Source organism: Parasutterella sp. St.1A3, from assembly GCF_059728705.1.
The window spans coordinates 1,494,425-1,506,639 of sequence record NZ_BAAGFK010000001.1; the positions used below are offsets into that span (position 1 = coordinate 1,494,425).

11 protein-coding genes are annotated in these 12,215 nt (G+C 47.4%); 7 read left to right on the forward strand and 4 right to left on the reverse strand.

Features of this window, described 5'->3' with window-relative positions; all coding sequences use genetic code 11:
• Positions 1 to 8 precede the first annotated feature (8 nt).
• From AC6I1F_RS07015 to AC6I1F_RS07045, 7 genes are all read left to right on the forward strand, one after another.
• A complete protein-coding gene (locus AC6I1F_RS07015; RefSeq protein WP_289163466.1) occupies positions 9 to 833 on the forward strand; it encodes a conjugal transfer protein TraF in 825 nt (274 codons plus the stop codon).
• Complete coding sequence (locus tag AC6I1F_RS07020; protein WP_289163467.1) at positions 830 to 2,269, forward strand: conjugal transfer protein TraH; 1,440 nt, start codon at positions 830 to 832, stop codon at positions 2,267 to 2,269. The genes AC6I1F_RS07015 and AC6I1F_RS07020 overlap by 4 nt, the downstream gene beginning before the upstream one ends.
• The gene (locus AC6I1F_RS07025) at positions 2,270 to 5,221 is read left to right on the forward strand and encodes a conjugal transfer protein TraG N-terminal domain-containing protein (protein WP_290432804.1); all 2,952 of its coding nucleotides are present in this window, start codon (positions 2,270 to 2,272) and stop codon (positions 5,219 to 5,221) included.
• Between the two features lie 300 nt (positions 5,222 to 5,521).
• Positions 5,522 to 5,728, forward strand: a complete 207-nt coding sequence (locus AC6I1F_RS07030; RefSeq protein ID WP_290432803.1) for a hypothetical protein — start codon at positions 5,522 to 5,524, stop codon at positions 5,726 to 5,728.
• 73 nt (positions 5,729 to 5,801) lie between these two features.
• A complete protein-coding gene (locus AC6I1F_RS07035) occupies positions 5,802 to 6,095 on the forward strand; it encodes an XRE family transcriptional regulator (RefSeq protein WP_290432802.1) in 294 nt (97 codons plus the stop codon).
• Entirely contained in the window at positions 6,085 to 7,338 is a 1,254-nt protein-coding gene (locus AC6I1F_RS07040) for a type II toxin-antitoxin system HipA family toxin (protein ID WP_290432801.1), read from the forward strand. The genes AC6I1F_RS07035 and AC6I1F_RS07040 overlap by 11 nt, the downstream gene beginning before the upstream one ends.
• A 51-nt stretch (positions 7,339 to 7,389) precedes the next feature.
• Positions 7,390 to 8,364, forward strand: a complete 975-nt coding sequence (locus tag AC6I1F_RS07045; protein WP_290432800.1) for an IS5 family transposase — start codon at positions 7,390 to 7,392, stop codon at positions 8,362 to 8,364.
• A 178-nt stretch (positions 8,365 to 8,542) separates the two neighbouring features.
• Here AC6I1F_RS07045 and AC6I1F_RS07050 read toward each other — a convergent pair whose 3' ends face one another.
• From AC6I1F_RS07050 to AC6I1F_RS07065, 4 genes are all read right to left on the reverse strand, one after another.
• Positions 8,543 to 10,141: an AAA family ATPase gene (locus AC6I1F_RS07050; protein WP_497801691.1), complete on the reverse strand. Its 1,599-nt coding sequence runs from the start codon at positions 10,139 to 10,141 to the stop codon at positions 8,543 to 8,545.
• A gap of 437 nt (positions 10,142 to 10,578) precedes the next feature.
• Positions 10,579 to 10,854, reverse strand: a complete 276-nt coding sequence (locus AC6I1F_RS07055; protein WP_497801692.1) for a hypothetical protein — start codon at positions 10,852 to 10,854, stop codon at positions 10,579 to 10,581.
• 237 nt (positions 10,855 to 11,091) lie between these two features.
• A complete protein-coding gene (locus AC6I1F_RS07060) occupies positions 11,092 to 11,382 on the reverse strand; it encodes a hypothetical protein (protein ID WP_497801693.1) in 291 nt (96 codons plus the stop codon).
• A gap of 7 nt (positions 11,383 to 11,389) precedes the next feature.
• Entirely contained in the window at positions 11,390 to 12,178 is a 789-nt protein-coding gene (locus AC6I1F_RS07065; protein ID WP_497801694.1) for a peptidylprolyl isomerase, read from the reverse strand.
• Positions 12,179 to 12,215: the final 37 nt, after the last annotated feature.

A 12,215-nucleotide genomic window follows, 5' to 3' on the forward strand; every position in this document is an offset into this window, starting at 1 on the left:
TAATCGATATGAAACTTCATAAATTATCCCTGTTAACGCTCTTTCTCTGCGCGGTCTCGACACAGGCTTGCGCATCCGACTTCTGGAAGGAAGATGTCTGGAAAAACCAGGACCGCGGCTTTCTGTACTACCCCGACGAAGAAAAGCCCAAACCTAAAACAACTCCGTTCAAAGATCTAAATAGCATCCAAAGCGCAGATGAACTCAAGGCAGAACACGCGTTTCGTTTAGCGAACGCCTCCTTTAATCCTACGGAAGAAAATGTTCTCGCGTTTCAGGAGGTCAACTACTTCGTACAGGAAAAAGCTTCTCTCTTTACAGATGTCTATCGCAGAACCTCCTGGCAGAACCCTCAGTTTGATTTCTCGACACTCAACCCGGCGGCAAACTTTGCGCAGGTAGCGCTCAATTCGTCCCGCGCTGAACAAAAGAAAGAGGACGTCCGGTCTCTGACTCAGTCATGGGGACTGATGTACTTCTACCGCTCTGACTGCCGATTCTGCGAGATTCAGTCTCCGCTCATTAAACGTCTGCAGACAGAATACGGGTTTGAGCTGCTTGCAGTCTCTTTGGACGGCTCTGCAAACCCGCATTTCCCGGACGCGCTTCCGGATAACGGCGTCTCTCAGCTGCTCACCAACGGAGAGGGACTCTCACGCGTTCCGGCTCTTTTTATGGTTAAAAGCGATAAATCGCAAAGCTATCTGGTTTCGTCAGGCGTTCTTTCGCTTGAGGACATGCTCTCCCGCATACAGACGCTAGCGCTTAAATCTCCCGGCCAGTCTCTCTTCAGAGGCCAAGACGCTCTCAGCTCCCATCAGAACGCATCATGATTAAGCTTAAAAAAATTCTCTGCGCAGCGCTCTGCGCCGTCTCCGCGTCTACTTCGGCAAACGCGGGATTCATGAAAGATTTCTATTCCGCTGCCGGATCCTACCAGGGCAATCTCACTGAAGCAGGCGTCTATCAGTCCGCAGGCATGAACACTGTGACCGCGGGCGGTTTTGTTTATCGAGCCCCAAGAAAGGATTTCAACGCTTTCTACTTTACGCCGCCCTCCCTGTCCGCCGGCTGCGGCGGTATCGACATATTTATGGGCGCATTCGGTATCCCGAGCCGAGAGGAATTCGTTGCATTCCTGCGCAATATCGGTACTGCGCTTCCGGGGCTCGCGTTCCAGCTCGCGCTGCAGTCGCTCGCGCCGGACTTAAATGAACAGGTCACCAGTTTCCGTGACATGATCCGACAGTACACCGGTATGTTTCAGGATTCCTGCACCACTGCTCAGAATCTGATTAAGATGTCGGGTGCCGAACAATGGCTGCATAAGCTGAGCTACGACTCCAAAAATGAACTGCGCTCTTCAGGCACCGTCTCCGACGCCTCTGAAGCTGACGCGATGACACGCACCAACGGTTCCGCCGTCATAGAAAATTCGCCAACCAGACGAGATTCCGGAGGCAACATCGTAGACGCGCCGGAACTCAACCTCACTTGGTCACTGCTCTCGGGCGGCAAATTCTCCGCGGATTACAGCGACGAGCTCAAAGAGCTCATGATGACGCTCGTTGGGACCGTCATCTATGTTCAGGAGGGCAGCGGAAACGACGCTGTGACACGCGCGATCCCGATCGCGGGCCAGGATTTAGTCGGATTTTTATTCGGAAGACCTGATGAAGAGGCGCTCGACGCGGAGTCCTTTCGTCTTCGCTGCGTCAAAGAGGACGGAGGCGATCGCTGTCTCACGGTTCGTAAAACGCCGCTCGATGAAATGAACCTGCCCTACGAATTTATGCGCGCCGCGGCTGCCTACCGTAATTCCATTCTCAGCAGAGATCCCTCGCTCGTCTCTAAAAACGACCTGACTCTGCTCGCCTCCTCATCCACGATTCCGTTAATCCGTCTGATCAACGCGACCACCTCGCACCGATATCTCGGATTTTCTCAGGATGTGCTCAGAATTTACGTGGAGGCAGCCGCCTACGAAGCCGTGATCCGCGCCATGGACCGATTGTCTCTGGATATTAAAACCGCGATTTCCGCGTCTTCTGCCTCCCAAACCAGCGTCATCGCGGCCGACCATCTTAAAGCGATTGAGCAGAGAGTGGACGCCGTCCGCAGGGATTTAGCAGATCGAAGCGATGCCGTATTTCAGCAGATGAGCCGAACGCACTCTTTTGTGACGCAGATTTCTCACCTGGAAAGAAGTGTTAAAGGTGCACTTGCGGCCGATCTTGCCGCCAACCTTAAATTCGGAGCCGCAAATTAAATGGTGTTGGACTACTACGCTTATTGGAACGGAGGTCAGATCCGTGACCTATTCGAGGCGCTTGTCGCGATCTGCTCCGGCCCCTCTTACACCGGTCTGATTAAATCCGCGGTTCTCGCAGGTTTCCTCGCCGCCATCACCGGAGCGCTCCTTAAATGGCAGGGCCTTGCCGCTAAAGTCTACCTTTTTGCGGCCGTGCTCTTTTACTCAGTCATGCTCGTTCCCAAGGTTGATCTTGCGATTCATGACGAGAGAAGCACCGATGTTTATGTCGTGAACAGCGTCCCGTTAGGCGTAGGTTTCTTTTCTTCAGCCGCCTCACGCATCGGACGATTCCTGACAGGTTCATTTGAGACTGCGTTTTCTTTACCGGACGCCGAACGATTCAGCCGATTCGGTCTGGTCTATCCGCAGCGTGCCGTCACAGCGCTGCTGAACGCGGGCGCTGTCACGCCGGAAGGAAGAGCGCTTTCCGAGCGAGTAACCGCTGACTGCGTAGGTCCCGAACTCACTGATCATCCCGACAAAGTGAACGAGCTCGCCCAGTCGGGCAATCTTTGGGCCACAATCAAACAGGAAGGCTGGGTTAATCCTGCCCGCTCCACGGTCGCTCCGGACGGATCGGTGCAAAGCTGCGAAGCGGCGGTTCAGTCGCTGGAAGACCATCTAAATAATGTTGAAATCGATTTTATTAAAAAACGCCTCGGCGTACTGCTAGTCCCTGAGCAGCCGGATCCTTCCGCAGTGATCGCGCGCACGCTTCCGCACAGCGAGGCCCTGCTGCTTGGCGTCTCCCGATCGCTTGAGGACAGCCTCAAGCACTCGGTCATGCTGTCTGCGCTCCCGCGAGGTCTGGAAAGCATTGCGCGCCAAGCGGGAGCTCCGCTCGATTTGGCGGTTAAATTTTCTTCGGCTTCCGCAACCCTTTCATCAGAAATCAACTACCGAACACTGGCTAAGTTAGCCGAGCAGAGCCTTCCTAAAATCCGCAACTGTGTGGAATTTATCGTCATTGCCGCATTTCCGCTCATGCTTGTTCTAATGATCGCTGCCGGTTCGGCTGCAGGGGTAGTCTTTCGATCATTTTTTGTTCTGCTCATTTGGGTTCAGTTGTGGGCGCCCCTATTTGCGGTCGCCAACTATCTCATGATTACAGTGGACGCCAATCCCATGAACCGACTGATCGCGGAATTCGGCGGAAGCACACTTCAGGCTGCGGATTTAATCCGTGAGGCCGGAAGCTCATCACAGGCGATCGCGGGCAGTCTCACGCTTCTGATTCCGATGATCGCATTTGCGCTTGCCAAGGGAAGCGACATGGCTTTTGTTTCTATGGCCTCTGGCCTTATGGCGCCTGCGCAGGGCGCGGCTTCTTCTGCTGCTAATCAGGCGGGAAGCGGCAATTTTAATGCGGGCAATGTCTCACTTGGAAATACATCCCGAAACTCCGAATCCGCTAATAAATCAGATCTGTCTGCCGGATGGTCGGATCCATATGCCTCACGCACTCAGACCGCCTACGGAACGGTTACCAGAGATCAGGACGGAACGGTTGTCGGTATGCAGCGCACTGCTATTGATCTCGGCGTTTCGTCAAGCGGCTCGCTGACGCAGTCAAGATCTGTACAGTCCGCTTCCACGTCCTCCGTTTCCCTAACGCAGTCAGAGTCAAATGCTTTGTCCGTCAGCTCTGCCGCTACCTCTTCGGATTCCTCCCTACGCTCGTTTGCTCATTCGCTCTCAGAAGGTCTCGCAAAGCACAGCGCGCTTTCAGACGTTTCCGCGGGCGGCGTTTCCTCGTCCCTCAGTCAAAGTGTGGCAGAAGGAACTTCCGCGTCACGCAGTCTCTCGAATTCCGAGGCATTCAGCGTCACGAGCGGCATGCAGATGAAAGCCGCTGTAGGTGAAACGGGCGCCGAGGGCGAAGTCTCCAAACCCGCAGCCGAAGGCACTCTTCTTAATGCTCCGAGCTCCGTCCCGCAGCTCTACGCGGTCGATAAAACAGCCGCCGGAGCCAGCAATACTTCAAGCACCGGCAAGAGCGGAAGTTTCAGCGCCACGCTTCGCGGCGCTGCGGACGGGTTCGGCGTCGGACTCTCCGGAGAAACAAAAACCGCGCAGCAGCTCGTGGATACGGCTGTCGGCTCTAAGACAAGCGCTACAGCCAGACAGCGGGCTGAAGCATATCATTCCCTTAGATCTGCCTCAGAGGAAATTGCTGCAACGAGTGACGATGTCGGTGTACGACAGGCAGCGAGCGCGTTCACAAAGGCTCTCGACAAAGCCTATCGGACATCTTCTGATCGCGGCGTAACACTCAGCCGGGGACAATCCGCATCACAAACCGTGTCAGAAGGACTCAGCGGAGACGATTCAATGAGTGTCAACCGAGACGCTGCCGTCATGAGACGCTACATATCGTCCAGCGGGCATTCTGCAGAAGAAGGGCTGCGTCATCTGTTTCATGATGAACTTGCCAGAGAAAACCTGGGCGCTTCGGTTTCCGCTGACGCGCTGGACAAATCCGCCTCCGGTCAGTATGCCGGCACCGGTCAGATTCAGCAAAAGCGAGACGCTCCCTCAGAGCTCGCTGTCATCGGAAAAAAAACTCTAAAACGCGCAGAGCTTGATCATTCCAAAACAATCAACCAAGAAGAACAAAAAATCCATACAGAATCCGATCTCAGTTTTACCCGGCTAAATCGTTCTCGTGAGGAATTCTTACGGCAATACGACAAAGACCGTTCTCAAAGAGATTTGGCCGCAGCCGCGTCCATGGAAGCGACAGATCTGAAGAAGGAAGCTGTCGAAGATAGTGCTCAGCAGTATCAGCAAAATGAAAAAGGCGTTTCTACCGTACTTAAAAATGCGTTCCTAGGCGGAGCCAGCTACACCTCGCCTATGGATACAGGAAAAACTGAAAAGGAAAATGATTTGAGTGAGAAGAAGTAGCTGAAAAAGGCATACTCAACTGTCCTATTGATGGAATGAAGGAGAATACTTCGACCGCAGTTGTTCTCTCCTTCTTCTTTCTAACAAAAATTTAAGCCAATAAACTTGTACAAAAGTCTTATGCGCACTCCAACATTAATGAACTACCTCGCACGTGAGTGCGAGGTAATTCTTTACTTCTTGATCTAGGTGGCATTCAATAGCACATTTAATAGCCCTGTCTTTTATCTTCAGAAAATCAATCTCATTTCCTTGCGCCGCTCTACAAAAATGAAGATACATTCTGTCTCGGCGAAAAGAATGTTTTTTGAAGAGCTCAGCGGCGCCAAAATTCTCAAAAACGCACAGAAATCAGAGCGACGCACAAAGCTAAAAGAGCTGTCCTGGCGCCATTGTAAAAAAGTAGATTTTTTTGATTTCTTCAATCCATTTGTGATGTTCCTTGCAAAAGAGTCAGCCCTAAAAATTACAAAGTCTTGTTCAGTAGCTCGCATATATCAATTTTGATAACACCATATCAAAATATCAATAAAATTTGCAATATATGATAATATATTATCAATATTTTAAGATTTTAATTATGGAAAATTTCAATCTTTACACTCCTTGGGATCTCCAAGAAAAAATTAGAGTGTTTTTACTCAGCAGAAGAAAAGCTTTAAAGAAATCCAGGCGAGCATTGTCTGAACAGACTGGAGTACCAGCTCCGACTATACGAAGATTTGAACAAACCGGAGAGATCTCATTAAAGCAATTTACTGTTCTTTGGTGGGCCTTAAGTGATGAAGCGGGATTAATTGACTTCATTAATTCGCTTGGAAAGGTTAAAAAGATGCCAAAAAGCTTTGAGGAACTAATTAACCATGACCATTGATTTTTTACGCGTCTATAGACATTTTGGCACGGAGGCAGAAAAAATATTCTTAGGCAGAGTTGTATGCCGAGGTGAGGAATATTTCTTTGAATATAACTCTCGATACTTACTAACAAGGCCAAATCCTTCTCCCTTTCTTTTACGATTTAGTTCCGGAGTACAACAGGAAAGGAACGGCCGCATCCCTTCTTTTTTACTCGACAGTCTCCCAGATGGGTGGGGGCGCCTATTGATGGATCGTGAATTCAGAAGGCAATCAATACCAATACAGGCTGTAACTGATATAGATCGTCTTTGCTATGTTGGTGACCGAGCTATTGGCGCGTTAAGCTTCGACTCTGAGAATAATAACACTGCAACTTCTGAGGACATTCTAAAATTCAGTGATCTACCCTTACTTAATAAAAGTGCACACGATTTCTATGAGGAAGAAAGTACTGAAATTCTAAAAAGCTTAAATAACATCTCGTCGTCCGGCGGTTCACGACCAAAAGGAAATTTATTTTTCTCAAAGGATCTAACTCAATGCAGTGAGAATTTCCAAAATGATTACGAAGCCTGGATTGTTAAATTCAAAACCTCTTCCACTCTTTTGTCCTCTGAAGAAGGTGTATGTGAGTACATTTATTCTTTAATGTCGAAAAATGCCGGAATTTCAACAGCAGATTTTCATCTATTTGAGCTTTCAGATCATTCAAGACTTTTTAGCACAAAACGATTTGACCGTGATGGGCTGAGAAGAATCTTCTCGGCTAGCATCTTTGGTTTAATTGGCGCAGATTGGAGAGAACCGTCTCTGGATTACGAGCAAATTATTCGACTGTGTTCAGCACTAACAAAATCACATGACCAGACCAAAGAAGTCTTCAGAAGAATGATTTTTAATCTTTTTTCCGGCAACCAGGATGATCACTCAAAAAACTGGAATTTTCTTCAAAATGATTTGGGGAATTGGAGCTTATCTCCGGCCTTTGATACAACCTACTCTCCCAATAGAATCTCCGAACATTCAACTTCCTTTAAAGGCTATGGCAAAAAACCGCCGAAGCAGACCATTGCAGAACTTGCAAAACTCAGCGGAGAGGATAAACCTCATAAAACTATTACGGAAGTCTTAGATTCAATATCCCAGTTTCCTAGTCTTGCTAAAGAACTTGCTGTGGAAAAGTCTGTTCAAAAAGAAATAACAAAGACGTTAAATGATCTGTATCAGCAAAATAAAGAACTTTTAGGGAATCTCTGAACAAAAGGTGGGTGATATGGTGTAATTAGCGTACTATATTAAGTAATGACTATGAAGATTAAAGCACCCTCGTTTGCAGACTTATTTGCAGAAACCTCTCCGCAGTTAGGCGGCACTAGAAGAACCAAATTCCTTGAGACATTGGACGCTATCATTCCTTGGCAGGATTTGTGTGCTCTGATTAGTCTTTACTACAGTGAGGATAAGCTCGACCAGCAGCCGTATCCGTTGGAGCTCATGATTCGCGTACACTTTCTACAGCTTGTCTACAATTTGAGCGACTCGATGTGTGAGGAAACGCTTCGTGACTCTTTTTCATCTCGACGGTTTGTAGGTCTGACAATGGATTCAAAATGTCCGGATGAGACCACTATTCTGCGCTTTCGCCATTTACTCGAAAAAAACGGCCTGGATAAGCAGATTTTCGATTTATTCAAACATCAGTTAAGTCAAAGAGGTCTTCTTTTTAGCAAGGGAAGGATAGTTGACGGCTCTTTTATTGAGACACCGAGTTCGACAAAGAATGCCGGCAAAAAGCGCGACCCGGAAATGCGTTCGGCTAAGAAAGGCAGCAATTGGCATTTTGGGATGAAGCTTCACATCGGTGTGGACAAAGTCAGCGGCGTCATTCATAGCGTGACAACGACAGCGGCGAATGTTCACGATATAACTCAGGTTGATAAATTAAGACGTCCTACTGATTGGGAAGTCATAGGAGATGCGGGATATCTCGGCATGGACAAACGCGAGAGCGCAGATCCGGAGCACGTCACTTACGCTGCGGCAAAACGATATAGCCAGCGGAAAAAACTCCCGGAAGCTAAGGTGGTGCAAGAAAAGAGACTTAGTTCAATCAGGAGTAAGATTGAACACGCTTTCCATCGGATAAAGATTCAATTCGGTTATAGAAAAGTTCGTTATCGGGGATTGGTTAAAAACACAGCAAGGCTAACAATGTTGGCATCTATCGCCAATATGTTTACTGCACTTTGCTATGAAAAACGAACGAAAATAAGTTTTTCATAGGATAAGTGTGTCTGTACGGGATGATTTTAGAATAAATCGACAAATAAAGAGGGGTTAACTGACCTATATCAGTAAAAAACACCTCATTTTCTATGAATGTTGCCTCTTCAAAGGAGGTCGGGAAGACAGATTTTTATTTCGCAGAGGTTCCTTAAGGACGTTACAAACAATGGAAGTCCTAATCCTCTATCTCACGCCACTTAACAAATTGTCTTGACTTGATCGAATAAACAAGCACAACCCGCTTCAATTCCGGACTGCACTCTTGCTGACCATAGCGCTTAGACAACATCTGCTCAGCGCCCTCCTGCAACTTCTGCTCTTCGCTTTCACCCTCGCGAACAACCTTAAACTCAAACACCCAATGCCGATCTCCAGCCTTGACTTCAAGGTCGCTTCTGCCATGTGCGCTATGATGTTCAACCCTCGGATCCAGCCCTGCTCCGGCAAAATATACCTGCACATAAGCCCTCACAGAGGATTCGTCACGAACCGGATAATTCCCATAATCAATTGCCAAAAACAGGCGGTTAAGGATGTGAAACAGCGACTCCGTCGACTCTTCACTCAAAACCTTGACTATCGGGCCGGCTCCTACCTGACCGGCCACTCTGCCTTGCAGCAGACGTTCTATATAAAGCTGCGCCATCGCCCGACGAACTTCGAGATTCGGATAGTCTAGAAACACCGTATCTCCGTACTTGATTGATTTTATTGTTAAATATCCCGCTTGCGTTAAAAGCCCTATATCCGACAGAGTTTCAACATCGGAAGATCCGGACAAAGAAGATAAAGAGATTGTTTTCTCGCGTCCATACTCTTCAGGATGTCTGAGTGCATGTGACTTCAAATACTCAACCAGAACAGAAGGCTTACCCCCGCTTTCAAACCAATAATCTAATAATCCGCTCTCCGGTTCGTTAAAGAACTTCAGCAAAGACCAAGGAGCAAATACCTTTTGACTAACGGTTCTCTCAAAGCAGAATCCATCATATTGAAGTGTTAATTTATCTAACAAAGTATTCGTTGGAATACTTAGAGCATTTGCGGACTTTTCCAAATATTCAGAGAAATACTTCCTTACTTCGTCATGAGTATAACCAAGCAAACTGCCATACCTCGGACTCAAACTAATATCAGATAAATTGTTAAGTTCAGAAAAAATACTTGTCTTATTAAACTTGGTAATACCGGTAATAAAAACGAAACGCAGCGCCGCATCATTGGACTTTAGGATCGCGTAAAACTCTGACAGAACACTTCTCACCGTCTCAAACAACTTTGCGTCGTTTAGACACGAAGTCAGCGGCGCATCGTACTCGTCTATCAATACAACCAACGAATTGGCCGGCTGTTTTTTCATCCATGCCGATAACTGACTGAAGACCGATGTACTTATTGGGTTATATCTGAAGCCCACTTGAAAAAAGTTATCAATAACCCGATCCCTAAGATCTTCTCTAAACTTTTCCAAACCAAGAGAAGACTTTACTTCTGAGAAATCCAACCTCACTACATTGTAGGTCTTCTCTTCTTTCCACAGTTTTTCAATCGCAAGGCCTTGGAAATCTCTCAGACCATATTTAAAGAGAGATTCAAATGTTGATATCAGAAGTGATTTGCCAAACCGCCTTGGACGAGAAAGGAAAAACTTTCCCGGAAATCGAGCTAGTTGATATATAAGCTCTGTCTTGTCGACATATATCTGATCCCTTATCCGTAGGGCAGTAAAATCCGATGTTCCTAACGGAAGTAACTTTAGCTCTCTATCTTTCATTTTTCCTCATCTCCCTTCTTTTGGTATTTTAACCTTCCTCTATGAGACTCTCCTTCCTGACTCTGCAAAAAAGAGCTTGTTTCCGTTCTGGTAGAAACAAGCTCCGGCCTTATAAATACCTGAGGATATATTTACAAGAACATGCTATCTAAGTACTGCACGAGAAACAAATTAATCTCTTTTTGCTTCGGACGATAACCCTACTGCCTTCTCAATCTCTAATTCAATGACTTTGTTTCTGACAGTTTTCTGCCCAAGCGCTTCTTCTGTTCTTTCTGCCTCTTCTTACTGCCGTCTTAAATAATAGAGAGGCCACCGTAACCTCAAACGTACTATTTATAAAACGACCTTCCTCAGTTCCTTCTCGCTAGATATTGCGTTTTTAGGAGGACGGGGTACTTCAGTCTCCATGTCACTAAACCTGCTGTTTGACAATCCTATTTCACAGTTGCCTGTTGCTTTTCAATCAGTTCGTGATTTTCGTAGTAAAGGACTTTACCTTCGTATTCAGGATGATTCGCAAGAAATCGCTGACAAGGCCTCACCTGACGCGTGACTTCATTAAGAACGCCAACATAGAAGCGCTTTGCCGACCGAGACTGACGCCGCACAGGATCCCATACATTGCGATAACCATATACGTAACGCTTCGAGCCCCTTTTGTATGTAGAAAGACGATAATGATCATCCGGTAATGTTTTTGGACGTGCCATAAGATGATTCCTTCTAGAATGTGCTACTGCGAGGAGGCAGTCCATTTGTATTCTTCGTTCTGATACCCTTAGACTTTAAATTTTCAAGGCCGCAAAAAAATGAGCTTGCCTCCGTCCTGGTGGAAACAAGCTCCGGCCTTCTAAATACCTGAGGATATATTTACAGAAACGTACGGCCTAAGTACTACACGAGAAACAAATCAAACTCTTTTTGCTTCACGACTGCCTTCTCAATCTCTAATTCAATGCCTTTGTTTCTGACGGTTTCCTGCTCAAACGCTTCTTCTGCTCTTTCTGCCTCTGCTCACTCTCTGTTGTCTTAAACACCAGAGAGACCGCTGCAACCTCAGAGAGTCGAACCATTAGAAGAGGATCCGAAAATATGAACAATTTCTCTTTTGATGCGCCCTCGCTCAGACGAAACTCATCCAGAAAACGGCCAAACTCCGATACCACACGATCGCCCTCACTGCTATTGCAAACGCAGAGCGTCTGGCCGTTTCTCATCAGCAATTTAAGTTCCTGCATATGTGATCTACTTTCTAGCAGGAAGAACCGTCTTCGCTTTTCTCTTCTCGGATGATGCCTGCTCTATTTTTGCTCCGCGGAACAAGCTGTTCAGGTACGCTGTGCTCTTTTGCTGTACCGCTGTCGCCTGAACCTGAGTCTTTATCTGTTCAAGAGGCGGCATCGGCACCACTCGGCTATCCTCCAAGCGGAAAATCTGATACCCGTGCTGACTCTTGATCGGCTGCCTGTACAGCTGACCCTTCTTCAATCCTTTAACCGCATTGGCAAAGCCCGGGATATTGAATTTACTTACCGCGGTAAACGGCAGAAGACCTCCGTCAGCGGCGCTCGCCTTATCCAAAGACTTCTCTTTGGCTAGCTTGTCCATCTTCTCTCCGATCTCGATTAAATACAGAAGGTCCTTGGCTTCCTTTTCCGAGTCCACAAGAATGTAGCGAATCTGCACCTCATTGGGATCGTGCTGTCGTTTCAGCGCTTCATAAGCCGCTGACAGCTCCTGATCCGTTACCGGATGCTTCGATAAGTAGCTATTCACCAGAGCTTCTCTATAAATTCGGTTCTTGCTCTCGGCAATCTTTCTCTTAACCAGCGGATCTCGCTCCAGCTTCTGACGCCAAGCCGCCTGGCCGATAATCTTCTCCTCCGACAGAATCTGTCTTGCCATTGTCAGCTGAGCCTCCTGACCCTTTATACCTTTCTCTTTGGCCAGCAGCTCCATCAGCTCTTTCTGTTCTGCCGCCGATATCGTCTGACCGTTTATTTTCAGCGCTGTCTGCGCCAACGCCGTTGACATACTCGCTGCGAGTAAACATAACATGACCACTTTTTTC

Excerpts from the sequence above, each read along its gene's own strand:
- AC6I1F_RS07055 (WP_497801692.1), bottom strand. The coding sequence starts at position 10,854 with ATGGCACGTCCAAAAACATTACCGGATGATCATTATCGTCTTTCTACA.
- AC6I1F_RS07045 (WP_290432800.1), top strand. The coding sequence starts at position 7,390 with ATGAAGATTAAAGCACCCTCGTTTGCAGACTTATTTGCAGAAACCTCT.
- AC6I1F_RS07030 (WP_290432803.1), top strand. The coding sequence starts at position 5,522 with ATGTTTTTTGAAGAGCTCAGCGGCGCCAAAATTCTCAAAAACGCACAG.
- AC6I1F_RS07065 (WP_497801694.1), bottom strand. The coding sequence starts at position 12,178 with ATGTCAACGGCGTTGGCGCAGACAGCGCTGAAAATAAACGGTCAGACG.
- AC6I1F_RS07050 (WP_497801691.1), bottom strand. The coding sequence starts at position 10,141 with ATGAAAGATAGAGAGCTAAAGTTACTTCCGTTAGGAACATCGGATTTT.
- AC6I1F_RS07040 (WP_290432801.1), top strand. The coding sequence starts at position 6,085 with ATGACCATTGATTTTTTACGCGTCTATAGACATTTTGGCACGGAGGCA.
- AC6I1F_RS07025 (WP_290432804.1), top strand. The coding sequence starts at position 2,270 with ATGGTGTTGGACTACTACGCTTATTGGAACGGAGGTCAGATCCGTGAC.
- AC6I1F_RS07020 (WP_289163467.1), top strand. The coding sequence starts at position 830 with ATGATTAAGCTTAAAAAAATTCTCTGCGCAGCGCTCTGCGCCGTCTCC.
- AC6I1F_RS07015 (WP_289163466.1), top strand. The coding sequence starts at position 9 with ATGAAACTTCATAAATTATCCCTGTTAACGCTCTTTCTCTGCGCGGTC.
- AC6I1F_RS07035 (WP_290432802.1), top strand. The coding sequence starts at position 5,802 with ATGGAAAATTTCAATCTTTACACTCCTTGGGATCTCCAAGAAAAAATT.
- AC6I1F_RS07060 (WP_497801693.1), bottom strand. The coding sequence starts at position 11,382 with ATGCAGGAACTTAAATTGCTGATGAGAAACGGCCAGACGCTCTGCGTT.